Annotated in this window: 25 protein-coding genes; 7 read left to right on the forward strand and 18 right to left on the reverse strand. The window is 48.8% G+C overall.

Features of this window, described 5'->3' with window-relative positions:
- Positions 1 to 7 precede the first annotated feature (7 nt).
- From ydcS to hicA, 4 genes are all read right to left on the reverse strand, one after another.
- Complete coding sequence (ydcS, locus tag FEK50_RS13620; protein ID WP_131161503.1) at positions 8 to 1,153, reverse strand: putative ABC transporter substrate-binding protein YdcS; 1,146 nt, start codon at positions 1,151 to 1,153, stop codon at positions 8 to 10.
- 241 nt (positions 1,154 to 1,394) lie between these two features.
- Positions 1,395 to 2,804 carry a PLP-dependent aminotransferase family protein gene (locus tag FEK50_RS13625; protein ID WP_131161504.1) on the reverse strand — a complete coding sequence of 470 codons (1,410 nt, stop codon included), beginning with the start codon at positions 2,802 to 2,804 and terminating at the stop codon, positions 1,395 to 1,397.
- Positions 2,805 to 2,883: 79 nt separating this feature from the next.
- Positions 2,884 to 3,300: a type II toxin-antitoxin system antitoxin HicB gene (hicB, locus tag FEK50_RS13630; RefSeq protein WP_130210249.1), complete on the reverse strand. Its 417-nt coding sequence runs from the start codon at positions 3,298 to 3,300 to the stop codon at positions 2,884 to 2,886.
- Positions 3,301 to 3,343: 43 nt separating this feature from the next.
- A complete protein-coding gene (gene hicA / locus FEK50_RS13635; protein ID WP_000813796.1) occupies positions 3,344 to 3,520 on the reverse strand; it encodes a type II toxin-antitoxin system mRNA interferase toxin HicA in 177 nt (58 codons plus the stop codon).
- A gap of 221 nt (positions 3,521 to 3,741) precedes the next feature.
- Here hicA and FEK50_RS13640 point away from each other — a divergent pair, with 221 nt between their 5' ends.
- Positions 3,742 to 3,972, forward strand: coding sequence for a YncJ family protein (locus FEK50_RS13640; RefSeq protein WP_130260851.1), 231 nt, complete (start codon positions 3,742 to 3,744; stop codon positions 3,970 to 3,972).
- 92 nt (positions 3,973 to 4,064) lie between these two features.
- Here FEK50_RS13640 and rlhA read toward each other — a convergent pair whose 3' ends face one another.
- Both rlhA and FEK50_RS13650 read right to left on the reverse strand, forming a co-directional pair.
- Positions 4,065 to 6,026: a 23S rRNA 5-hydroxycytidine C2501 synthase gene (rlhA, locus tag FEK50_RS13645; RefSeq protein ID WP_130210251.1), complete on the reverse strand. Its 1,962-nt coding sequence runs from the start codon at positions 6,024 to 6,026 to the stop codon at positions 4,065 to 4,067.
- Positions 6,027 to 6,098: 72 nt separating this feature from the next.
- Positions 6,099 to 6,635, reverse strand: a complete 537-nt coding sequence (locus tag FEK50_RS13650; protein ID WP_130210213.1) for an XRE family transcriptional regulator — start codon at positions 6,633 to 6,635, stop codon at positions 6,099 to 6,101.
- A 52-nt stretch (positions 6,636 to 6,687) separates the two neighbouring features.
- On the opposite strand from FEK50_RS13650, the gene ydcO reads away from it, so the two are divergent.
- Positions 6,688 to 7,899 (forward strand): BenE family transporter YdcO, encoded by a 1,212-nt coding sequence (ydcO, locus tag FEK50_RS13655; protein WP_131161505.1) that lies wholly within the window; start codon positions 6,688 to 6,690, stop codon positions 7,897 to 7,899.
- Positions 7,900 to 7,933: 34 nt separating this feature from the next.
- Here the strand turns inward: ydcO and FEK50_RS13660 are convergent, their stop codons facing one another.
- From FEK50_RS13660 to tehA, 3 genes are all read right to left on the reverse strand, one after another.
- Entirely contained in the window at positions 7,934 to 8,602 is a 669-nt protein-coding gene (locus FEK50_RS13660; protein ID WP_130219290.1) for a DUF3313 domain-containing protein, read from the reverse strand.
- 297 nt (positions 8,603 to 8,899) lie between these two features.
- Positions 8,900 to 9,493 carry a tellurite resistance methyltransferase TehB gene (gene tehB / locus FEK50_RS13665; protein ID WP_130210217.1) on the reverse strand — a complete coding sequence of 198 codons (594 nt, stop codon included), beginning with the start codon at positions 9,491 to 9,493 and terminating at the stop codon, positions 8,900 to 8,902.
- Positions 9,490 to 10,482: a dicarboxylate transporter/tellurite-resistance protein TehA gene (tehA, locus tag FEK50_RS13670; RefSeq protein ID WP_130210219.1), complete on the reverse strand. Its 993-nt coding sequence runs from the start codon at positions 10,480 to 10,482 to the stop codon at positions 9,490 to 9,492. Before tehA ends, tehB begins: the two co-directional genes overlap by 4 nt.
- A 123-nt stretch (positions 10,483 to 10,605) precedes the next feature.
- Between tehA and ydcK the strand changes: the two genes are divergently transcribed.
- Positions 10,606 to 11,586 (forward strand): YdcK family protein, encoded by a 981-nt coding sequence (ydcK, locus tag FEK50_RS13675; RefSeq protein WP_131161506.1) that lies wholly within the window; start codon positions 10,606 to 10,608, stop codon positions 11,584 to 11,586.
- Here ydcK and rimL read toward each other — a convergent pair.
- The 4 genes from rimL to FEK50_RS13695 all read right to left on the reverse strand — a co-directional run bounded on the left by rimL (position 11,578) and on the right by FEK50_RS13695 (position 15,769).
- The gene (gene rimL / locus FEK50_RS13680) at positions 11,578 to 12,117 is read right to left on the reverse strand and encodes a 50S ribosomal protein L7/L12-serine acetyltransferase (RefSeq protein ID WP_131161507.1); all 540 of its coding nucleotides are present in this window, start codon (positions 12,115 to 12,117) and stop codon (positions 11,578 to 11,580) included. The genes ydcK and rimL overlap by 9 nt on opposite strands.
- A 62-nt stretch (positions 12,118 to 12,179) precedes the next feature.
- Positions 12,180 to 12,404: a YdcH family protein gene (locus tag FEK50_RS13685; RefSeq protein ID WP_001296778.1), complete on the reverse strand. Its 225-nt coding sequence runs from the start codon at positions 12,402 to 12,404 to the stop codon at positions 12,180 to 12,182.
- Positions 12,405 to 12,545: 141 nt separating this feature from the next.
- Positions 12,546 to 14,201, reverse strand: coding sequence for a glucan biosynthesis protein OpgD (opgD, locus tag FEK50_RS13690; RefSeq protein ID WP_131161508.1), 1,656 nt, complete (start codon positions 14,199 to 14,201; stop codon positions 12,546 to 12,548).
- Positions 14,202 to 14,425: 224 nt separating this feature from the next.
- Complete coding sequence (locus FEK50_RS13695) at positions 14,426 to 15,769, reverse strand: VOC family protein (RefSeq protein WP_131161509.1); 1,344 nt, start codon at positions 15,767 to 15,769, stop codon at positions 14,426 to 14,428.
- Between the two features lie 216 nt (positions 15,770 to 15,985).
- On the opposite strand from FEK50_RS13695, the gene FEK50_RS13700 reads away from it, so the two are divergent.
- Positions 15,986 to 16,909: a LysR substrate-binding domain-containing protein gene (locus FEK50_RS13700; protein ID WP_130210229.1), complete on the forward strand. Its 924-nt coding sequence runs from the start codon at positions 15,986 to 15,988 to the stop codon at positions 16,907 to 16,909.
- Between the two features lie 30 nt (positions 16,910 to 16,939).
- Here the strand turns inward: FEK50_RS13700 and FEK50_RS13705 are convergent, their stop codons facing one another.
- Positions 16,940 to 18,580, reverse strand: a complete 1,641-nt coding sequence (locus FEK50_RS13705) for a methyl-accepting chemotaxis protein (RefSeq protein WP_131161510.1) — start codon at positions 18,578 to 18,580, stop codon at positions 16,940 to 16,942.
- A gap of 400 nt (positions 18,581 to 18,980) precedes the next feature.
- Between FEK50_RS13705 and hokB the strand changes: the two genes are divergently transcribed.
- Together hokB and FEK50_RS13715 are read left to right on the forward strand one after the other, a co-directional pair.
- Positions 18,981 to 19,130: a type I toxin-antitoxin system toxin HokB gene (gene hokB, locus FEK50_RS13710; protein WP_130219272.1), complete on the forward strand. Its 150-nt coding sequence runs from the start codon at positions 18,981 to 18,983 to the stop codon at positions 19,128 to 19,130.
- A gap of 347 nt (positions 19,131 to 19,477) precedes the next feature.
- Positions 19,478 to 19,627 (forward strand): type I toxin-antitoxin system Hok family toxin, encoded by a 150-nt coding sequence (locus tag FEK50_RS13715; protein WP_064527420.1) that lies wholly within the window; start codon positions 19,478 to 19,480, stop codon positions 19,625 to 19,627.
- Between the two features lie 65 nt (positions 19,628 to 19,692).
- On the opposite strand, the gene FEK50_RS13720 is transcribed toward FEK50_RS13715, so the two are convergent.
- Entirely contained in the window at positions 19,693 to 19,866 is a 174-nt protein-coding gene (locus tag FEK50_RS13720) for a hypothetical protein (protein ID WP_130210233.1), read from the reverse strand.
- 272 nt (positions 19,867 to 20,138) lie between these two features.
- Entirely contained in the window at positions 20,139 to 20,669 is a 531-nt protein-coding gene (cybB, locus tag FEK50_RS13725) for a cytochrome b561 (RefSeq protein WP_130210235.1), read from the reverse strand.
- Positions 20,670 to 20,857: 188 nt separating this feature from the next.
- Here cybB and gap point away from each other — a divergent pair, with 188 nt between their 5' ends.
- Positions 20,858 to 21,859, forward strand: coding sequence for a type I glyceraldehyde-3-phosphate dehydrogenase (gene gap, locus FEK50_RS13730; RefSeq protein ID WP_130210237.1), 1,002 nt, complete (start codon positions 20,858 to 20,860; stop codon positions 21,857 to 21,859).
- Positions 21,860 to 21,899: 40 nt separating this feature from the next.
- Here gap and aldA read toward each other — a convergent pair whose 3' ends face one another.
- Positions 21,900 to 23,339: an aldehyde dehydrogenase gene (gene aldA, locus FEK50_RS13735; protein WP_131162348.1), complete on the reverse strand. Its 1,440-nt coding sequence runs from the start codon at positions 23,337 to 23,339 to the stop codon at positions 21,900 to 21,902.
- Positions 23,340 to 23,534: 195 nt separating this feature from the next.
- Positions 23,535 to 24,335 (reverse strand): DUF218 domain-containing protein YdcF, encoded by an 801-nt coding sequence (gene ydcF, locus FEK50_RS13740; protein WP_130210241.1) that lies wholly within the window; start codon positions 24,333 to 24,335, stop codon positions 23,535 to 23,537.
- Positions 24,336 to 24,359: the final 24 nt, after the last annotated feature.

The following is a 24,359-nucleotide window of genomic DNA, read 5'->3' on the forward strand; positions in this document are numbered from 1 at the left end:
AGCGAAGTTAGCGACCGCCCATAATGGCAATGTAATCCTGCGTCCAGCGACTGTAGGGAACAAACTTGCCCCCTTCGGCTATAGGCGTTTTCCAGAAGGCAATTTTATCGAAATAGTTAAAGCCGTTGGTTTCACAGCCTTTATCGCCCAGTAACGGACTGGCTTTGCAGCCTTCCGGTACTACCGGCAGCGAACCAAACCAGGCCGCTACATCGCCCTGCACCTTCGGCGTTAATGACCAGTTCATCCATTTGTAGGCACAAACCGGATGTTTCGCTTCGCTATGTAACATAGTGGTGTCAGCCCAACCGGTAACGCCCTCTTTCGGGAAGACGGTGGCGATCGGTTGGCCTTCGCCTTTCAATGCGTTGGCCTGATACGGCCAGGCGCTGGAGGCCACCACGCCCTCGTTTTTGAAATCGCTCATTTGCACGGTAGTGTCATGCCAGTAGCGATGGATCAAACTATGTTGATCGCGCAGCACTTTCAGTACCGCCTGATACTGTTGTTCAGTGAGTTGGTATGGATCGGAGATACCCAACTGCGGCTGAGTCGCTTTGACGAACAGCGCAGCATCCGCAATGTAGATAGGGCCGTCATAAGCCTGCACGCGGCCTTTATTACTCTGACCGTCCGGTAGATTCTGCTCAACAAAAACCACTTGCCAGCTATCTGGTGGTGTCGGGAAGGTTTTGGTGTTGTACATCAACAGGTTCGGACCCCATTGATATGGCGTGCCATAGACTTTTCCACCCACGTTAAACCAGTCGCCTTTAACCACGCGCGGATCGAGCATTTTCCAGTTGGGAATCAATGCGGTATTAATCGGCTGCACGCGTTTACCCATAATCAAACGCAGCGAGGCATCGCCGGACGCCGTGACCAGATCGTAACCTCCTTTGGTCATCAGGCTGACCATTTCATCGGAAGTCGCCGCAGTTTTCACATTGACCGCACAACCTGTTTCTTTTTCAAATTGCGTCACCCAGTCGTATTGTTTATCGGTTTGTCCGCGTTCGATGTATCCCGGCCAGGCGATAATATCCAGTCGTCCTTCCGGTTTATCTAAATTGGTAGGCTGTTCGGCGGCGTGGGCGGTCATTAATGTCATGGTAAGCGCACACAGGCTGCTGCGGGCAAATGTCTTGCTCATAAAGTCTTACTCCTGTCGTAATTAATTGTTCAGCCGCCGTGCCGTAAAAATATCTCCTTGTTTAACCATAGACGGCGGCTTGCAGGCGCACCCTCGCCCCCGAGAAAATTTAATCAGGATGTGAGCTAACGCGCATTATGCCGTTTGTGAGACTATCTTCTGGAGTATAGACAAGGGGTTAGGAAATATAGCTTCTATTCGAAATTCATATTACCCAACCTGAGAGAAATTAAATGAGGATCTATTTCAGGTATTCTTTAATAAGGTGACCTAATTGTTTAACCGCCTGTTCTTCGCGCTCCCCCCACTGCCATGCAGTATTAAAACGGAAAAAACGGGACCAACTTTCGCCAGTAGAAAACATTTTACCCGGCGCAATGCTGATGTGATGCGCCAATGCCTGAACACTTAATTCGCCCGCATCTAACGGTTCGGGAAGCTCCAGCCAGAGAAAATAACCGCTGTCATTGTGATGAATTTTCACTTCCGCAGGCAGATAACGCAGCAGCGCCTGCCAGGCACGTTGTTTACGTTCCGCAAGCTGACGACGTAGACGACGAAGATGGGCATCGTAACGACGAGTAGAAAGGTAATCCACCAGTGCAAGCTGCATTGGCGAACTTGTGGAAAGCGTGCTCATCAACTGCAATCGCTGGATTTTGCGTGCATGTATTCCGGCGGCGACCCAACCAATGCGAAAACCTGGCACCAGACATTTAGAAAATGATGAGCAAAGCAGTACACCATCGTGACGATCCCACGCTTTCGCGGGTAGCGGTTTTTCCCGACCAAAGTAAAGCTCACTGTAAACGTCATCTTCAATTAACATCACGTTGTACTGATTGAGCAACTCTACCAGCCGCGCTTTTTTCTGTGGCGTTAAGGTAAATCCGAGTGGATTCTGGCTATTAGTCATTAGCCAGCAGGCTTTGACCGGATACTCCTGTAACGCCAGTTCCAGCGCCTGAAGATCTATCCCTTCTTTAACGTCCGTCGCCACCGATAACGCTTTCAACCGTAGCCGCTCCAGCGCCTGCAACGCGCCGTAGAAACAAGGATTCTCGACAATCACCCAATCACCCGGTTCAGTGACCGCTTGCAAACTGAGGTTTAATGCCTCTAACGCCCCGGCGGTAATGACAATTTCATCAGGAGAAATAGTGATGCCTTGTAAGGCATAGCGACGAGCAATAGCCTGACGCAGTTCTGCATTCCCTGGCGGCAAGTTTTCAATCACGCTCATCGCCGTGGCGGTTTTACTCACCTGCGCCAGCGAGCGGTTCAGTTGCTGTAGCGGAAACAGGTGCGGGTCGGGAAAGGCCGAGGCAAACGGCACCACTGACGGATCGCGACTGGCCTGCAACATATCAAAAATATAGGTGTTAATATCGACCGTTTCATCACGCGTTACCGGAATAGCAGGTGCCTGCGGTGATTTCACCGTGCGCGGCGCAACGTAATAACCTGACTGCGGCCGCGCAATAATATACCCCTGACTTTCGAGCAACTGATAAGCATGACCGACAGTCATAAAGCTCATGCCAGAAATCGCAACCTGTTCACGTAGAGAAGGCAGGCGATCGCCGGGTTGCCAGATGCCTGACGCAATTTGCTCACGTAATAGTTCTGCGAGCTGCTGGTATTTTTTCATTAATTGGATCGTTATTATGTGCAGGTGATCCGGCAGTCTATATCAGTTGTTAAAAATGACAACTTTACGTTAACTGTAATTAAACCATTACCAGCGATAACTCTTTGCCCAGGGCTTTAGCCGCAAGCTGGACGGCGTCGATTTTTGTCGCATGATGCAAATCAAACAAGCGAGTGATCTCCTGCCTGGGTTTACCAATCCGCCTCGCCAGCTCTTGCTGGGTGATATCTGACTGCAAAAAAGCATTTAACAGCAATACCTTAGAAGCGACACTTAAAGGCACTTCAACAAAGTGATCGTTGTTATTTAATGGCGAAGGCAACGGGATTAGCTCGTTATCTTCAAAATAAAAATCAAATGCGGTGAGTAAGGCATCTTTTGCTGCTTCCATCGCTTCAGCAACAGTTTCTCCCTGCGTTAACGCTTCAGGGATATCTACAAAAGAAACCACATAACCGCCTTCCGGCGCAGGTGTAAGAGTGACGGGATAACGCATAATTTTGACTGTCTCTCGCATGTCATTAACCTTCTTATGGCGATTAATTTAAACCGAGTTGTTTCAGGATTGCTTTACGCAATGGTTCTTTGATCTCGTCACTGGGGTGACGCGGCATGACACTACGTCGCCCCTGAAACCTGAGTTTCAAATGGTTGCTGCCATTCGCCACATCTACGCCCTGAGACTCGAGCCAACGTCTGAACTCGCTTTGTTTCACATCGCCTCCCTGCCGCTGAGTATATCAACAAAGTAAACATTAATGTTTACCTCCTTTTTTAATTTGCTCGAAAATAGCACTAATTCGCCGCAACGGTGAAAAGCAGTGCCAAATCAGGAAGGCAGGTTCCAGAAATTCTTTGCGCTAATTTGCAAAACAGAATAATAACTTAAAGAAACTATCGGCATCATAGCGGCAAAGTGTAATAAACGGGTGGCGGAATGTTTACGAAAGCGTTATCGGTAGTCTTATTAACGTGTGCGCTGTTCTCAGGACAGCTCATGGCGGGACACAAAGGACATGAATTTTTGTGGGTGAAGAATGTGGATCATCAACTGCGTCATGAGGCGGACAGCGATGAATTGCGGGCTGTGGCGGAAGAGTCGGCGGAAGGTTTGCGCGAGCATTATTACTGGCAAAAATCACGCAAACCAGAAACGGGACAACCTTGAGTCGTTTGTTGCCGGATGTGGCATGAACGCCTTATTCGGCAACAATATCATGCAGATTCAATGAGTTGTGAATACCCCTGAAAGCTTGCGTTTTATCCTTTCCGCTTCGGCAATGTTTTCAGCAGATCATCCGGGCTTACAGATGCGACAACGCTTCCCGGTAACGGCATTTTCAGAATATGATTTTTAATTTTACCGATGACGTGCATCTCACACGGGCGGCAATCAAACTTCAGCGTTAGTACTTCATCACCGTTAACCAGTTGCATCGGCGTTGCCTTCCAGCTTTTAATATTACCTTTCGCCTGTTTCGGACACAGATTGAAGGCAAAGCGCAGGCAGTGTTTGGTGATCATCACCGGGACTTCGCCCTTCTCTTCATGCGCTTCATACGCCGCATCAATCAGTTGTACGCCATAGCGATGATAGAACTCGCGTGCTTTATGGTTGTAGACGTTCGCGAGGAAACTCAAATGCGTTTGCGGATAAACCGGCGCAGGTTCAGCAACCGGTTTACGACTGCCGCGCTGGTAGCTGGCAAGACGTGCAGCATCCAGCATTTCGACGGCTTCACGGCGGAACTGATTTAACAGACTGTTTGGCACAAACAGCGCCCCCGGCAAATTAATTTGCACATCGCGGGCGTAATAGATGGTTTGCCCCAGTTTTGCCAGGCCATCTTTCAGGTTATTCAGCGCTTTTTCGGCGTTATTCGCTTCGTCGAACTGCCCATCCAGGGTATGAGTGATGCTAACGCCCTCTTCGCTGGTTAACGTCAGAATGAGTTGTTCTTGCCAGCCACCCAGTTCAATGTCTACCGCGATCCGACGCTCGCTGGAGGTTTTCGTCAGTGCCTGTTGCCAGTTATGGTCAAGGTTACGGTTAAGCGGATGATGTGGGCGAATTTTATGCAAATCTGCTGGCATTTCATTTGGCCAGACGCGGTAGTGATTTTCTCCGGTTTTCTCTACCGTATTGGCACGAAAGCCAACCACTTCACGTTTAATCATTACGTTCAGGCCATCGCCATTTGCCAGTGGCTCGGTGACGGCAACATCGAGATGATCTTTCGCCACTTTCAATACTTCACCCACCGGCAGGCCGATAAATTTCGGCGAATCGAACGCGCCAATGTCACCTTTACGCGCGTTAACAAAGTAGTCTGTGCTACCACGATGGAAGGTTTTTTCTGTCGAAGGCACAAAGAAATGTTCAGTACGACCTGATGAAGCACGAGCCAGATCGCCGCGCTCTTCAATAATGGCATCCAGCATCTGGCGATAATGGGCGGTGATATTCTTCACGTAGCTCATATCTTTGTAACGGCCTTCAATCTTGAAGGAGCGTACGCCCGCATCGATCAACGCGCCGAGGTTGGCAGTCTGATCGTTATCTTTCATCGACAGCAGATGTTTTTCATAGGAAACCACCCGCCCCTGATCGTCTTTCAATGTGTATGGCAAACGGCACGCCTGGGAGCAATCACCACGGTTGGCGCTACGTCCCGTTTGTGCATGAGAAATGTAGCACTGACCGGAATATGCCACACACAATGCGCCATGAATAAAGAACTCAATAGTCGCGTCCGTGGCCTGATGAATCGCACGAATCTGCTCCAGGTTAAGTTCACGCGCCAGCACAATCTGGGTAAAGCCAACGTCAGAGAGGAACTTCGCTTTCTCTACAGTACGAATATCACACTGCGTACTTGCGTGCAGTTCAATCGGCGGAATATCAAGTTCCAGAATCCCCATGTCCTGAACAATCAGCGCATCGACGCCTGTCTGGTAAAGATCGGTAATCAGTCGTTGCGCCGGTTCCAGTTCGTCGTCATGCAAAATGGTGTTAAGCGTGACGAAAATTTTTGCGCCATAACGGTGGGCAAATGGCACCAGTTCGGCGATATCTTTCAGACTATTACTGGCGTTATGACGGGCACCAAAACCAGGGCCGCCGATATAAACAGCATCGGCACCGTGCAAAATAGCTTCGCGGGCAATGGCGGCATCGCGTGCCGGGCTTAACAGTTCAAGACGATGAGAAGATACGGTCACTTTCTTATCCAGTAGCTGAAAAAAGGCGGTTATTTTAGCCACAAGCGCGACGTTGCGAAATAGTTTTCCTGTTCAACTACGCGGGTAATGGATAATGGAATGAAAATGCACGGTTTGCTCGCCACGGTTGCAATAGGCATGGGCAACATCTGCGGCAAAGCGTTCACCTTCTCCACTTTTAAGGCTTCGCCACTCACCACCAACGCACAGGTCAAGCTGCCCACCAATGACGACAACATGCTCGATAACACCCTTTTCGTGCGGCGTCGATTCGCTTATTGCACCAGGGGCCATCATGATCGAGAAATGTTCAAAACAGAGTTGCGGATCATAAGGAAATAAAGAAGTGATCACCATTGCCTGCTGTTGTGGATCATAAACGGATGGCGTAGCGGTCTGCGGTGGCGAAATAAACGTCGAAAACGGTACGTTCATTCCAGTAGCTATTTTCCATAATGTTGCAACCGTCGGGCTGGATTCATTACGTTCAATCTGCCCTAACATCGCTTTTGAAACGCCCGTTGCTTCTGCCAGTCGCGAAAGACTCCAGCCTCGCTGCTGACGAAGATGTTTAAGCGTAGTGGATAAAAAGCGAGCGAGATTTTCCATGCGACTCCTCCTGCAAAACGGGAGCTTATCACTTGTGCGTTATAACGGACAAATGCTACGGTGCCTGTACGCTATAACGCACGAGGTAACTATGCGTCTGTTTTCCATTCCTCCTCCCACACTGCTTGCAGGGTTTCTGGCGGTATTGATTGGTTATGCCAGCTCTGCGGCAATAATATGGCAAGCGGCGATTGTCGCTGGAGCCACCACAGAGCAAATCTCCGGCTGGATGTCGGCGCTGGGGCTGGCAATGGGCGTCAGTACGCTGGCTCTGACGTTGTGGTATCGCGTGCCTGTTCTTACCGCATGGTCAACGCCCGGTGCTGCGTTGCTGGTCACCGGGTTACAGGGACTAACGCTAAACCAGGCCATCGGCGTTTTTATTGTCACGAATGCGCTAATTGTTCTCTGTGGTGTGACAGGATTATTCGCCCGTCTGATGCGTATTATTCCGCACTCGCTGGCAGCGGCAATGCTGGCCGGAATTTTGTTACGCTTTGGTTTACAGGCGTTTGCCAGTCTGGATGGTCAGTTTATGTTATGCGGTAGTATGTTGCTGGCGTGGCTGGCGACAAAGGTTTTTGCGCCGCGTTATGCGGTAATTGCGGCGATGATTGTTGGGATCGTGGTCGTTATCGCGCAAGGTGACGTTGTCACAAAAGATATCGTTTTCAAACCCGTTCTCCCCGCTTATCTCGCCCCTGAATTTTCGTTTGCTCACAGTTTGAGCGTTGCACTCCCCCTTTTTCTGGTGACGATGGCATCGCAAAATGCGCCAGGGATTGCGGCGATGAAAGCCGCCGGGTATTCAGCTCCTGTTTCGCCATTGATTGTATTTACTGGATTACTGGCGCTTCTGTTTTCTCCTTTCGGCGTCTATTCCGTAGGTATTGCGGCTATCACTGCGGCTATTTGCCAGAGCCCGGAGGCGCACCCGGACAAAGATCAGCGTTGGCTGGCTGCCGCTGCGGCTGGCGTCTTTTATTTACTGGCGGGTCTGTTTGGCAGTGCCATTACCGGGATGATGGCTGCCCTGCCTGTAAGTTGGATCCAGATGCTGGCTGGTCTGGCGCTGTTAAGTACCATCGGAGGCAGTTTGTATCAGGCTTTGCATAATGAGCGTGAGCGCGACGCTGCTGTGGTGGCTTTTCTGGTAACGGCAAGTGGGCTGACGCTGGTAGGTATTGGCTCGGCGTTTTGGGGATTAATTGCCGGTGGTGTCTGTTATGTCGTATTGAATTTGATCGCTGACAGAAGCCGATAATCAGAAGCGCCATCTTGCGATGGCGCGACTGGCATTACTTTTTGTTAACGTCAAACATGGTCGCGTCGGTCGCCATGTCATCAATAACTTGCTTAATATTTTCGAAAGCCATTGGTGTGCTTTCGTTATTCAGGTCCTTACCTTCGCCCTGACGAACCACTTTGATAACCGGTTTGTTGGTAGCCGCATCAATCAGCTCACCTTCAAAGTACAGGCGGGTATCCATGGTACGGTGACCCGTCGCCATTTGCGTCCCCGCTACTACTAATGCGACAGGAACAACTTCATAGAACTGTAACCCTTCGTTGCTGGTATCTACACCAGTAATAGCACCACGGAAAATCAGACTACGAGGCCCAGCGGTAGTAACCAGTGGTTTACGCTGTGAGATGGCTTCTTTCATTTCAGTATTGGTATAGCTCAAAATTCTATCCAGAACTTTTTGCCCTACCTGGGTAGAAGGTTTAGGCACCGGATAATAGGTGATTGGGTTCCAGACGATGCTGTCATATTTACTTTGATCAAAATTTGGATCAACCCAGCGTAATACCGGTTTGCCCGTTGCTGAAGTTGTTTCTTGAAGGTTGGAGTAATTGTTTAAAAAACCAGAATATTTATCTGGCTGGGTGATTTTAGAGGCACAACCTGACAGAGCCAACAAGCCGCATAAAGCCGCAACTTTCGCAATTGATGTGGTACGCATGAATAGTTTCCTGAGATGATTATATTACTTTTTAAGTTATAGCAAAAAGTACCGCTTCGTGTTGTGGCAAAAAAAGTGTTGGTGAAAATAAATTTTCCAGCCCCTTTTCTGACAATATAGTCAATGACGAAAAGGGGGCAGAGTCAATCTTCAGTTGTTAAATTTCAGGCAGTTAAGCCGATAAAAAACTTCAACCACTGTGATATATTTCACATCACCTCGATAAAAAATATGCCTACCGCAAAAAAACAGTTAAACATCTCACGTGGACATTTTCATGCACCTTGCCCTGTTAGCTTATTTTTTACGTGCCAGCATCGTGGCGAAACGTAGTTTAATACGATTGCCGTTAGCGTCGGTGCGGTGGAGTTCACCCACGTCTTCATTGTATTTCAGCATCTCCCAGCCTTCGTAATATTGACGTAACTCCCCTTCTTTAAAGGCAAAGGGGAACCCGACGGTACATGGAAAATCAGCGGTGTCCATTGCTGCCACAATCAAGTTATAACCACCGGGTTTGGTGCAACGCTGCATATTGGCAATCAATCCAGGAATGGTTTTCGCCTCCAGGAACATCAGCACCACGGTAGAAAGAATAAAATCGTATTGTCCATCAAACGTCAGGTTATTTAGATCAACAACCTGGGTGCGCAAATTTTCCAGTTTTTCAATGGATTTGATGCGCTCGACGTTGGCAATGCTCATGGCATTTTTATCCCATGCGTCGACATCATAACCATTGGCTGCCAGGTAAAGGCTGTTACGGCCATTACCACAGCCCAGATCCAGCGTTTTACCCGGCTTAACCACTTTCACCGCTTCCAGAACTTCAGAGTGTGTGCGAGTTAATTCATATTTATCAGTGAAGTAGTTTTCATCACGAATAATCATTCTTTGTCCTCAGCTTTCATTAAAACGGCGCGCTCGGTTCTGATTAACAATTTTCCCTGCATCAGAAGCGCGAAAGTACGGATGAGCAGTAATGCGATAATAAAATTGGTAAAAATAAATAGCGGCACAGCCAGGGTATGGAAAAAGCCATTGTCGTTACCGCTTCCTAAATGCAAACCGGTGGTTGCCAGTGCAGATACGCCGAACGAGAAACTCCAGAATGAGGCATTAAACGGCTGGGAGAGATACCACGGCATCAGGCGTAACATAAAAAGAAGTTGCAGTAGACCGTAACCGAAAAGCATTTTCGCCAGCGTATCGCCCTCGCCACCGTTGACGCTCAACCAGGCGCTACATGCCACCAGCGCCGGTGCAAGCTGAATACCCAACGATGTACGCAGTGCCGTGGGCAATTCTCCCGAGCTACGCAGACGCTGAAGGATCACCGGCTCAAGACTTAACCAGGAGAAAACGCCAGCCCCTAAAAATACCAGACCAGCATCGGTGTAGCCCAATGCTCCACAGGCCATTGCACTGATGAAGTTGTTGGCAACAGTCGGTAAATAAAGTCCGGGTGTCGTAGCTTCCTCAGGATGGGAACCGCGCCATAAACCGGCTGTTTGCCAGGCGGCATAAGCCAGTTGAATCACAACACCAATACTGAACAGGCCCACCGCCAGCGGACGAAACCAGGGGACAAAACCAATTGCCACCAGCATCGTTGTTGCCGGAAACAAACTCACAAAACTGCTCATCACTGGATGACGCACTTCCGCCAGCACGCTATGCGGAAAGCGTATGAGTCGGGTAATAAATGCGCTAGTCAGTAATCCCCAAATGATCATTGCCAGAATCACCAGCCCATCGCCCAACCAGTGACTGACCTGCCAAACCTGGCTGGCATAACGCCAGGCAAATCCCATCCCTATCGTCCCCAACACAATGCCAAAGTAACCTGCCGGTAAATTGAGCACTTTATCGCTCTGCATCTTCTTACTCATTTTGTTTAATTTATAAAGTATATTTGAAATGCATTTTATGGAAATTTGCTAAACATAGCCAGAGTCACAGAATTTGCTACGGTTATAGTAGGTCACCTGCGGGAAAACGCTATGCGCAAATATCGTCTTAGTGAAGAACAACGAGCTTTTAGTTATCAGGAAGATAGTGATAAAAAGAGTGTTTTATTGCGGCAGATTATTGCCATCGCTGATTTTAATGACGTAATAGCCGGAACGCCTGGCGGCTGGATTGATAATGAAACCGTATTGGCCCAGGACGGAAATTGTTGGATCTATGACCAGAATGCCATCGCATTTGCCGGAACGGTGATATCCGGTAATACACGCATCACCGGAAGCAGCGAGCTATGGGGCGATGTTTGCGCGAAGGATAACGTCTGGATCGATAATAGCAAAATCAGTCAGGGCGCTCTGATAAGTGACAACGTCACAATTCATGATTCATTAATATGCGGAAATTGCAGGATTTCTGGTCATGCCTGCATTGATCAGAACTCAATGGTAGTCGCTGCGCAAGGTTTAACGCCCGACCACCATCTTCTGTTGCAAATTTATGATCGCGCAAGAGTCAGCGCCTCGCGCATTGTTCATCAGGCGCAAATATATGGTGATGCCATTGTGAAATTTGCGTTCATTGAGCATCGCGCCGAAGTTTTTGATTTTGCAAGTATTGAAGGTAATGAAGAGAACAACGTCTGGCTGTGTGACTGCGCGAAAGTCTACGGACATGCACGTGTGATCGCCGGAACAGAAGAAGATGCCATTCCCACGCTTCATTACAGTTCGCAGGTAGCGGAACATGCCTCGGTAGAAGGCAATTGTGTGTTAAAACATCATGTTCTGGTGGGTGGTCATGCACTCGTACGTGGTGGTCCGGTTTTACTCGACAATCACGTCACCATACAGGGGAACAGCCGCATTACAGGTGCGGTGATGATTGAAAACCATGTGGAGTTAACCGACCACGCCGTCGTTGCAGCCTTTGATGGCGACACGGTTCATGTCCGTGGTCCAAAAGTTATTAACGGCGAGGAGCGCATTACGCGAACGCCGCTGCCAGGGTTATTGTGAATCGATAATACGCGCGTATAAGTTCACATCATCAAAGGCCTCATTCAGGAACTCAGCCTGTTTAAGGCAACCTTCAAGGATAAAACCATTGCGCAAAGCTACCTGGTTGCTTTGGGGATTGTCCACCCGACATTTGATCACGAAGCGTCTGAGTTCACCAGACTGAGCGTAATGATGAATCAATGCCTGCAGCGCCTGAGAAATGATCCCCTGCCCCTGATGAGATTCGTCCAGCCAGTAGCCGATTTCCGCGGTTTTATTCAGTGGTTCAATACGATTAAACGAGATAACGCCGATAAGTTCATCTTCTTTGAAAATCATGAACATTTTGGCATATCCACGCTGATGCAACATCACATTACCCTGCACCGTTTTTCGCGTGTCCTCTTCACTTTGAACAAACTGCGGCCAGTTTAGCGACTGCTGTAACCAGGTTTTATTTTTACAGATTAACTGATAAAGAGGTGTGACATGACTTTCTGCAACAGCATGTAATTCAAGTGATTCGCTTACTTTTATCGTTTCAGTCATCTTATCTCCAGTCAATCCATGCAGTTGTTAAAAAAGCCGCCTGGCAGGCGGCTTAAGAAAGTTTACACCTCTTTGACGCTCTCCTGTTGCAGGATTTTGAGCATCTCATCTTTCAACTGGAGCTTCTGTTTTTTCATGCGGACCACTTCCGCATTGTATCCTCGACCGTCGGAACCTTCCTTTCTGGCAATTTCATGATCAAGTTTATTGTGTTTATCGAACAAGGACATAAAGCGAGGATTTTCGTTTTTCAGACGGGATATTAAATCTCGGTATTCTGGAAACATACGCACTCCCTGTTAGTGGCTGACAAAGTGTACATGAAATACACATCATCAGATTACTCAGATAGTTTGGGGAAAAATGCGAGCGGGATCGTGTTTTACCAGACGGCACCTTCCGTCAGAAGGTGCCGAAAAAAATGACGATCAATTCATCACGCGATCGTCAACGTATTTGCGCTTATCCGGAGCTGGTGGGAAATACTGATACAGCCATGTTTCACTGATGGCATCGCCCTGACAGCGGAGATACATCCGCATATCAACCGGATCAGTAGAGTCCGAAGTCGGATACCAGTCAAATTGAATACGGTAACCATCAATCGGTTCAATGTAGAGAATTTCGATTTGCTTCGCTTCACCGCTGGAGAGCGTAATAACAGGTTCAATCCCCTTAGGCGCAGCCGCTTTCAGGTCACCACCAACAAAATCGACGGCAAAACGACGCGCCCATTTTTCTGGATAATGCTCACCCGGCGCCCACCCTTCCGGAAAACCTCCCATGCCGGTACGCGTCGCCATAACACGTGCCAATGGACATTGAACAGGGGGATGTGCGCTCCAGTATAGACGATACTGGAATGCAAACTCGTCCCCTGCTTTTACTGCTTTTTCTGGCTGCCAGAAGCAGACAATGTTATCCAGCGTTTCACCCGTTGTTGGGATTTCCATCAGACCAATGGTGCCTTTGCCCCATTTATTACGAGGCTCTACCCACAAACTTGGTCGTTTGTTGTACCAGCCCATGATGTCTTGATAATGGGAGAAATCACGATCCAGTTGCAATAAACCAAAACCTTTCGGGTTATTGTCGGTGTAGGCATTGAACTGCAATTTCTGCGGATTATTTAGCGGCCGACAGATCCACTCGCCATTGCCCCGCCACATGGAAAGACGATCGGAATCATGGATTTGCGGATGAATAGTATCGCACATACGACGTTCATTAGTGCCGCAACTAAACATACTGGTCATCGGCGCAATACCCAATTGCTTTATCTCTTTACGCGCATACAGATGGTTTTCAACATCCATAATCACCTGACTCTTTTCACACTGGATGGTGAACTTGTAGGCACCGGTAATGCTGAGGCTATCGAGTAAGGCATAAACGGTAAAGGTGGTTGCGCCTGGTTTTACGGTATCAAACCAGAAAGCGGTAAAGTCGGGGAACTCTTCTTTGCTGTCGGTATAAGTATCAATCGCCAAACCGCGGGCCGACAAACCGTATTGATACGTGTCATCAACGGCGCGGAAATAACTCGCTCCGAGGAATGATACTACATCACGCCGCGCCAGTTCGGGGGCTTTAAACACGCGGAAGCCTGCAAAGCCGAGATCGCTTTGCCCTTCTAATTGTTTGGTATCAACACCCGCATCGTTGTATTTGAACAACTCCGGGCGAAAGTGAATTTCACGCGCCAGATGTGTTGCTGGATCAACAGAAAACATACGAACGCGGCGACGGAATCCCATTCCCATATGGAAGAACTGAGCGTCCAGTTGACGGTTCTCAACGTTATGCCACAGTGATTGTTCTGCGTCGTATTGAATGCTGTTATAAGCCTGCGGGGTCATTGTCGCCAACGTGTTGGGTAACGGACGCGGCTCGCCACCCCACGGCTTTTGCGCTAAATCATGCGCCATCGACTGTAAAACCGAAAAGTCAAAACGCTGAGTTTGCCCATCGGCAATATCAGAATCTGCCGCGAACGCAGCCTGAGAAAAAAGAGAAGCAATACCGCTGGTACCGCACACGGCGGCCATAGCCATTGAACCTTTAATAAATCGTCTACGATCCATACCTGACAGTGAGTCCTTCTGGTGTTGTGAATGGTCCCGCGCTGGTCGTTTTCAGCGGCAAGAAAGTGCTTATTAATGACCGCTCACTCTAGACAATATTTATTAATAATCCAATTGTTGAGCATGGAGAATCTGCACAAATCGGCAATTTTTTTATGTCGATGGGAAGAGCCTGATTCATTTGTAAAATCAGGCAAATTTTTGCAAAGCAGGATGGCCCGATTTTAAAGCAATCCACAGCGGCGTTTACTGCGTTCTTCCGCTTCCTTGTATAACTGAAATTCATCAAAAACCTGGCAGCCCAGCGCCTGCTCGAATGCCTCACGACTGGCATTACCATGACTGCGCGTCTGCGTTTCGTTACCGAGATTGGACTGGAAGATCCCCGCCGCACTCACCGGCAAAAAATCCTCATACGTAATAGGTTGTGCGACAACCCAGCCACGTTCAATCAAAGGTTGCGGATCGTCCCCAGGATGTATCGCCTGACGATGCGCTTCACCCGATGGTGTCAGTCGATAACGGAACCATGCCAGCCCTTGCTGGCGCATCAAAAATTCGCTGTCCGGGAAAGCGCGAAAGGTTTCCTGCAAATGCAGTTGATGAGTGAGATTATCCTGTCCAGTTCCGGCATTACGCAGAAGTTCATCATACAGTCGCCGCCCTTTCGGCGTTAACGCCACTCCGCGCTGTTCTATCTCACCAAATCGCGCGGTATGCCTCCCCTGCTGTTGCCCCACAAACAGAACCGTTTCTTCCAGTGCCTTAAAGCTGGTTTGACGCAATAAAATCGGCACCTCGCGGCGCGGCGGTCCTTCGATGAGAATTTTTGGTTCGATACCGCATTCGGGCATCATCGACTGCACCCGATCAATGTCCAGCGTGCGTGGCGTCAGGTGATTGATATGACAGCCCGGAAAACAGACTACATCAGCGATCAGCCGATGCTCGTTATGCAACGCGTGATAGGTTTCTTCATCTACCGTTGCTGACTGATGCCAACGAAATGTCTCCAGGGCTTCTCGCACAAACTCCCGCGCTTGCGCTTCGCTAAAACCGCCCTCCCGATCATATTCATCTAACAGTTGCCGACAACGTGGGGTAAAGATATCGCGCTGGCGTAAAATCTCCGCCGCCTTTTGGCGCAATGTTTTGTTTTCGATAAGCTCAAGGCGGAGCAATGAGGTAAAAACGCGGAAAGGATTACGCGCAAGCGAGGCATCATCGATGGGCCGAAATGCCGTAGAATGTACCGGCACGCCAGCCTGCGAGAGATCGTAATAACTCACCGGATACATTCCCATAATGGCGAATATCCGCCTTAATGTGGCAAGTTCCTGCGCGGTTCCTACACGTATCGCCCCATGACGTTCAACGTTAAGCCTCGCCAGTTCATCCGCATTAACCATTTTTTCATGCAGTTGGGGATTATTTTCCAGCACAGCCAGATTCACGTCAGCGACCAGTTCCAGCAACGTACCGTACTGTGGAACTTCTTGTTGATACATGGCTGACATTGCCTGCGAAAACTGTTCCCGAATCTCATCCGCTGTGATGCTGTTCGCCATAATGCCTACCCCCAGTGGTCAATTATTTCGAGTGTAGGTAACCGCATTCACTCTGGTGGGAAGAATTTACAAACTGTGATCTCGCCGCGAAATCATCAATATTATCGATTTCGATGTAACATAATTACTTTAAATGTTAATAATATTTTGCAATCAAGTTATCATAATCAAACAACATCACTTGTCAGCGGCACCGCTTCGTTTTTAACATCGCTTATGGAAAAAAATAGTCTGTTTAGTCAGCGCATCCGTTTGCGCCACCTTCATACATTCGTAGCTGTCGCACAACAAGGAACTTTGGGGCGCGCGGCTGAAACCCTTAATCTGAGTCAACCGGCACTCTCTAAGACATTGAATGAGCTGGAGCAATTGACGGGTGCTCGCCTGTTCGACCGAGGACGTCAAGGCGCGCAGCTCACCTTACCTGGCGAGCAATTTTTAACTCACGCAGTCAGAGTTCTTGACGCCATTAACACCGCTGGACAGTCACTTAATCGTAAAGAAGGCCTTAACAATGATGTCGTCAGAGTGGGCGCGCTACCTACCGCGGCACTAGGGATATTACCTTCGGTTATAGGTCAGTTTCATCAGCAACAAAAAGAAACCACACTGCAAGTTGCCACCATGAGTAACACGATGATCCTGGCGGGATTAAAAACAGGGGAAATCGATATTGGTGTTGGTCGGATGTCAGATCCTGAACTGATGACCGGACTTAATTACGAGCTGTTGTTTCTCGAATCACTTAAGTTAGTTGTTAGGCCTAATCACCCCCTGCTTCAGGAGAACGTAACGTTAAGTCGGGTACTGGAATGGCCTGTTGTCGTATCACCAGAAGGCACCGCGCCACGGCAGCATTCTGAGGCATTAGTAAAAAGCCAGGGATGTAAAATTCCTTCAGGCTGCATTGAAACGTTGTCTGCATCGCTTTCACGTCAGCTTACGGTTGAATACGACTACGTGTGGTTTGTTCCTTCTGGCGCGGTAAAAGACGACCTGCGTCATGCAACACTGGTGGCCCTGCCTGTTCCGGGGCATGGAGCAGGCGAACCTATTGGAATACTGACCCGCGTAGATGCAACACTCTCTTCCGGTTGTCAGTTGATGATTAACGCCATTCGAAAATCAATGCCGTTCTGAAAAGTAAGGGATCTTACGATCCCTTTTTTATCACACCGTTGCCAAACTCACTGAATTCCCTGTTCCTTGTTGAGCCGCCTGAACTGGTTGTTTCTTCAGACGGAACACATCCACGGCTTCAGTTAACCGCGCCGCCTGTTCTTCAAGAGATACCGCCGCAGCTGAAGCCTCTTCCACCAGAGAAGCGTTCTGTTGCGTCACTTTATCCATTTCAGAAATCGCCTGGCTAACTTGTGTGATACCTCTGCTTTGTTCATCTGAGGCGGCAGCTATTTCTTGCATGATATGTGTGACGCTCGCCACGGCATCAACAATAGCGCTCATGGTTTTCCCTGCCGTTGCCACCTCATCGGCCCCCTGACCAATTAACCTGACGGACTCACTGATCAAGCCTTCAATCTCTTTCGCCGCCTGGGCGCTGCGGCTTGCAAGTGTACGCACTTCGCTGGCGACAACGGCAAATCCCCGCCCTTGCTCACCGGCTCGTGCGGCCTCAACGGCGGCATTGAGCGCCAGGATATTGGTCTGGAAGGCAATACTGTTGATAACAGCCGTGATTTCAGAAATTTTCTTCGAGCTACTGGAGATATTACCCATTGTCCGCACTACACCGGAAACTGTTTGTCCGCCATCTCCGGCTTTACTTGAGGCCTCTTGCGCCAGTTTGCTGGCATGATGTGCGTTATCAGAATTTTGCTTCACTGTCGCGGTGAGTTGCTCCATGCTGGCGGCGGTTTGTTCAATTGCCGCCGCTTGTTCTTCGGTGCGTGAGGAAAGGTCAGCATTACCGGCAGAAATCTCACTGGTGCCACGATAGATCTCTTCAGCCCCCTGACGCACCGTTCCCACCGTCAGCGCCAGCGAATGCTGCATTTGCTGTAGATGGCGACTTAAGCGTCCAATTTCACTGCGGCCAGTGGGTTCGTCAACCAGAGTCAGATCGCCACTGGCAATTTTTTCAATCCGTTGGGCAGTATGTTGCAGTGGACGAATGACAATCCGGCGTAACACCATAAAGGTTATCAGCGTCATTACCAGCGCAAGTATAAATGCGCCAATCATAAACATCCCTCCCAGACGAGTACGCTGATGCGCCTGTTCCGCTAGCTGGTTAGCTCTGGCGCTACGTATTTCAATGGCTTTGCTTAACTGCTGGTTATAGGCATTATCAAGCGTTCTGATCTGCTCACTTTCATGATTGATAATGGCTTCAAACATGCCATTTTTGGCATATTTCAACATGGGTTGCAGACCGAAAATATAAGCCTGGAAACGCTGATTTAATTCTCCGTCCAGCGCATCGTCAGCGGGCGTTTTCACCAGACGAGTACGGTAAACGTTATAGCCTTGTTGCGATTGCTTTATTTGCAATTCCGCTTGCGCAATATTTCGTTTCATCTCTTCCATTTCAGCGATACGACTTGCTGCCCCGGCCTGAATCATATTGATCCGGGCTGAACGCAATAAATCAGAGCTGTTTGCTAAACCCGTGCGTATCTGGATCTCGCCGCTGACGTCACGCTGATCGCGGTCTGCCTGCCAGAGAAAATACCCCGCCAGGGATGAACTCAAGGCAAACAGAAACAGGATGCCGCCAAGAATGCAGGCAAATAATGGAACCAGCCTGATGTGATGTAAAAAGCCTAAGCGGTGTGAGGATGTTGTATTCATGACCGTTGTCTCTCTTCCTGGTTTACTCCCGATAGTGAGTCATCGGCAATCGATGGTAATTGCTTACTGGCAAAAACCTGTTCATATCACATTTTTACAACAATTTTTGCGATGAGAGATTATTACCATCGGAATGAAGAGACTTACGAGTAGTTATACCTTGTAAGGCGTATTACGAAAAATTCTGGAAAATGCCACGCAATTTCGTGAAGTGATTATTTCGCTGGTAAGGATAATTGCATAGGATGTTTGCGGGCGCCTGAGACTTTCTGGTTTCAGGCTTACCGGGAATCAGAAAGACGAAGGCCCCGACCGATATTTCTATCAACCGAGGCCAACGAATGAAACCAGCAATTCAGATGTTAGCCTCTTACCCGCCATCCGGCAAGGAGAAAAGGCTATGAAGCGCAACCCCCTGGTGGTGTGTCTGCTCATTATCTGTATCACGATTCTGACATTCACACTCCTGACCCGACAAACGCTCTACGAACTGCGATTCCGGGACGGTGATAAGGAGGTGGCGGCTCTCATGGCCTGTCAGTCCAGGTAAGGGCCTGCGCGGGGAGCATTCCCCGCGCATCTGGTTGACGAGTTCATTTTCTCATGGCGCCCCTTATTCATGCCTCAACTGGAAACTCGCTCGCATTGAGTCTTGCCGCGAGTGTTCTCTGATAACGATTTACCGGAAGCCGTCACGCAATTTCGTGAAGTGATTATTTCGATGGTAAGGGTAATTACATAGGATGTTTGCGGGCGCCTGAGACTTTCTGTTTTCAGGCTTACCGGGAATCAGAAAGACGAAGGCCCCGACCGATATTTCTATCAACCGAGGCCAACGAATGAACCTAGCAATTCAGATGTTAGCCTCTTACCTGCCATCCGGCAAGGAGAAAGGCTATGAAGCGCAACCCCCTGGTGGTGTGTCTGCTCATTATCTGTATCACGATTCTGGCATTCACACTCCTGACCCGACAAACGCTCTACGAACTGCGATTCCGGGACGGTGATAAGGAGGTAGCGGCTCTCATGGCCTGTCAGTCCAGGTAAGGGCCTGCGCGGGGAGCATTCCCCGCGCATCTGGTTGACGAGTTCATTTTCTCATGGCGCCCCTTTTAGTTAGTGCATGTTTTTTTCGATGCGCTGATAGAACCATCATTACAGACAAATTTGCCGCCAGCTGTACAGTGAGAGATCCCCCCTTTCGCACCAGAACAGGGTTTGCGCCCGGCATCAACATAAAAAGACATCAGTAATCCCATCAGTAAAATAAAGAGCAACTTTTTCATACAACCTCCATGGCTTGCCGAATCTTATGTTCGGTATAAAAGTTATACGCTGTGCGGTCTTTATTTCACTTAGGGAGATCAAAGATTGGAGAAATTGAATTTCAATCTTAACAGTATATATATTGATTAAATATCAACCCGTTGAACATATAAACTCGGATTATGGTTTTATTTGTCATACAAATAAATATAATAGGCGCTTCCGATGTAGGCCCGTATTCTTCGCCTGTACCACGGGTCTGGTTTAGTACAGGCGCTTTCTTCTAATACCTTCAGGAGCGCTTACGCGGCATCATGCGCAAAAGCGTGTTGTCTTTCCATAAATAGTGGTGTGCCAGAGCAGCAGCCGCATGAAGCCCGATAACGTAATATCCCAGATTGGCCAACGTTTCATGCCACCACTTTAATCTATCCACCAGGTCAAAATTGGCCTCTGACGCGTAAGGCATTGTCAGACCAAACGCAAACCACGGATTACCCCGGTTATACATCATCACCAAACCAATCACTGGCAATACAATAAACAGGAGATAGATCACCAAATGTCCCAAATGAGCGAGTCCCGTCATCATGGGCCTGGGTTTCGGTACAATGGGCGGCGTTGGGTATTTCAATCTGAGTAACAGACGAACCACCATCAGCACGAGAATTGAGATGCCACATGAAACGTGGATCATGTTGATCACCGGACGATCGCTACGCGGGAAAAATCCACGAAACTCCATCGCACAATAGGCTGCAATAACCAGCAAAAAGACCAACCAGTGAATGCCAATTTGTAACCTTGAATATCTAATTCCCATAACATTTCCTGCTTTAACACAATTTGCCGTTAACATAACGAGCTTTTCTTAAAATTTCATTAAATATTGTTCACCCGTTTTCAGTACGTTACGTTTCATGGCAAAAAGGTAGATTGCCCATCCTGTCATCCTGGTCTAAGCCTGGAAAGGACTAATTTTTACCCACAAGTTCTTGACTGGAGAAAACCATGAGCAAAGTTGGCATTAACGGTTTTGGTCGTATCGGCCGACTGGTATTACGTCGGCTACTTGAGATTAAAAGTAACATTGACGTTGTCGCCATTAATGATCTTACGTCTCCGAAAATTCTCGCCTACCTACTAAAGCACGACTCAAACTACGGTCCTTTCCCCTGGAGCGTCGATTTCACAGAGGATTCACTTATTGTTGATGGAAAAAGTATTGCGGTTTACGCCGAAAAAGACGCGAAAAATATCCCCTGGAAAGTAAAAGGTGCTGAAATTGTCATTGAATGTACCGGTTTTTATACTTCCGCAGAAAAATCCCAGGCGCATCTGGACGCTGGAGCGAAAAAGGTGTTGATTTCCGCACCGGCAGGAGAAATGAAAACCATCGTTTATAACGTCAATGATGGCACTCTGGATGGCAACGACACCATTATTTCTGTGGCGTCATGCACAACCAACTGTCTTGCGCCGATGGCCAAAGCATTGCATGACAGTTTTGGGATAGAAGTTGGCACAATGACAACGATCCATGCCTATACCGGCACCCAGTCTCTGGTGGATGGTCCGCGTGGTAAAGATTTACGTGCATCGCGGGCAGCGGCGGAAAATATCATCCCCCACACTACCGGTGCGGCAAAAGCCATTGGTCTGGTGATCCCGGAACTTAGCGGCAAACTTAAAGGCCATGCGCAACGCGTGCCAGTGAAAACAGGTTCAGTGACCGAGCTGGTGTCTATCCTTGGGAAAAAAGTGACTGCTGAAGAGGTGAATAACGCACTTAAAAAAGCAACGACCAATAACGAGTCATTTGGTTATACCGACGAAGAGATTGTCTCTTCCGATATCATTGGCAGCCATTTTGGTTCGGTGTTTGATGCGACCCAAACGGAAATCACCGCAGTGGGCGATTTACAACTGGTGAAGACCGTCGCCTGGTACGATAACGAGTATGGTTTTGTCACTCAACTCATTCGTACTCTGGAAAAATTCGCCAAACTCTGACCAGCACTGGCGGAGGAAAAACCTCCGCCTCTTTCATATCTTACGACTGCAAATAGACCACCTGAGTCTGTAGATACTCATGCAAACCATGTTTGCCATCTGCGCCGCCAATACCCGACTTACGCCATCCAGCATGGAAACCTTGCATAGCTTCGAAGTTTTCTCGGTTGATGTAGGTTTCGCCAAACTTGAGTCCTTTGAGGGCTTTCATCGCCACGTTAAGATTCTCGGTATATATCGATGACGTCAGGCCATAATCGCTGTCGTTGGCCATGGAGATAGCCTGTTCCAGCGTGTCAAAAGCGACTACCGGCAGCACTGGCCCAAAGGTTTCTTCGTGCATAATGGACATTTCCTGGCGGACATCCAAAAGCAACGTTGGCGGATAATAATAACCTTTCCCTTCTACAGCCTTACCACCCAACGCGATTCTCGCGCCCTCTTCTACTGCCCGCGCTACCTTTTGTTCCACCCTTTCCAGAGCTGCAGCGTTAATCAGCGGCCCCATCGCAATGTCGTTACGTTCGGCGGGGTTACCAAATTGAACCGCCTGCATTGCCTCGCCCAGTCGATTAACAAAGCGATCGTAAACACCTTTCTGCACATAGACACGTTCCGCACAGTTACACACCTGCCCGGTATTTATCACGCGTGAATCAACAATGGCTTTGACGGCCAATTCAAGATCGGCGTCATCCATCACGATAGCAGGGGCTTTGCCCCCCAGCTCCAGACACACTTTGGTGATATTTTTCGCCGCGGTCGCCATGATTTTTTCTCCGGCAGCGACGCTGCCTGTCATGCTGACCATAGCGACTTTTGGATTACCCGCCAACTCCTGACCTACCGTTTCACCGCGTCCTAACACAAGGTTAAACACGCCGCGTGGTAGGCCAATTTCGTCGACGATTTTAGCAAATGCGATCGCATTGTTTGGCGTAAATTCGCTCGGTTTGATGACGATGGTATTGCCTGTGAGAAGAGCTGGCGCCATTTTGCGAGCGATCAGGAAAAACGGGAAGTTCCACGGTAGGATACCGGTCGTTACGCCCAACGCACGTTTAAACAGCAGGATGTTTTCCCCAGGACGATCACTTTGAATAATCTCGCCCTCGTAGCGACGAGCCCATTCCGCCATGTAATCGATATAGTCAGCAGTAAAAGCGACTTCGACTTCGGCCAGCTGTTGAATTTTGCCACCTTCCTCGACGATCAATGAGCTAATTTCACTGGCCCGTTCGCGGATCCCCGCAGAGATTTTCCGTAACCAGTTCGCTCGTTCAATCGCGGGTAATGCTTCCCATTCTGGCTGCGCTCGCTCTGCCGCATCGATTGCTTTGCGAGCATCTTCAGCCTGGCCATCAGGAATGCGGGAAATCACTGCCTCTGTTGCGGGGTTAACCACATCAATCCATGCGTCGCCGCGCCAGGTGATAAACTGTCCATCGATATACATAGGATGTTGAACGGGTACAGACATGGGCTACTCCTGCGATTGATATGTTTATATTTTGTAACTCATGCGTTAATTAACATCAATCACAGCAGAGAAGGCATCGTGGATGTGCAATTTTGTGAAAGGCTTCATAAAAAGAGATACGACGGGAATAAAGAGAGGAAGAAAAAGATCAGATTATTACCCGTTTGCAATCATTTGTTCACAAACGGGCAATTATTAGCGCAGTGAGCGACTCTCCATTGCCTCAATAAGCACAGCGTCATACTGTAATAGCTGCCATGCCTGCATAACTTCTGACGGAAAATCGACGTGAACGATAAAATCGCGTCCGCGCGGTCCATAGCCATCGCTGTCATCGCGCAAGCGTGGCAGCTCGCCAGTAAGTAGAGACAAATATCGCTCAACTGGCCATAGTCCTGTCAGCGGATTAGCAAACGTCACGCTGCCTGCATCATTTCCCAACTGTGGTACGAATCCCGGATAACTTAGCCAGCGAGGCGCATCAGGATTATCTCCGGTAATACGACGGAACGTCGCCATGGTTCGGCGTTGCATAGTGGGATCCTGGACGACAATCGTGGTATGGACTCGCTCTGCTAACTGATTCAATAATGCGATACTGAAACGGGCATTTTCTCCACAGTTAGTTGACTGGTCTTCAATCCAGATTTTTTCCTGCGGAATGTGCCAGAACTGATGAGCGATATCCGCCAGGATGGTAGCTTCTGCCCTGCCAGTGGTGCTGATAGTGTTGTAGTGCGGATGCTGTGCGATGGCGCTATACAAAAAAGTTGTCGAGTGACCTATACCACCGCTAATCAGTAAAGGAATTTGCTGATCTCTTGCAATCTTACAAGCGGCATCGATAGTGGGAATGACAGCATTGCCTGCAAGTATCACGCAATCGGCCTGATACGGAGCTTCACCGGAGAAATCATCCTGCGCCAGCCATCGACCGATAACGTTTATAGCATCAATGGTTGACGCTGAAAGCGTCGGAAACGGGTTAATATTCATGGTCCCTCCTTATCGTTCCCTTAA

The organism is Escherichia sp. E2586 (assembly GCF_005781105.1).
Classification (GTDB): domain Bacteria; phylum Pseudomonadota; class Gammaproteobacteria; order Enterobacterales; family Enterobacteriaceae; genus Escherichia.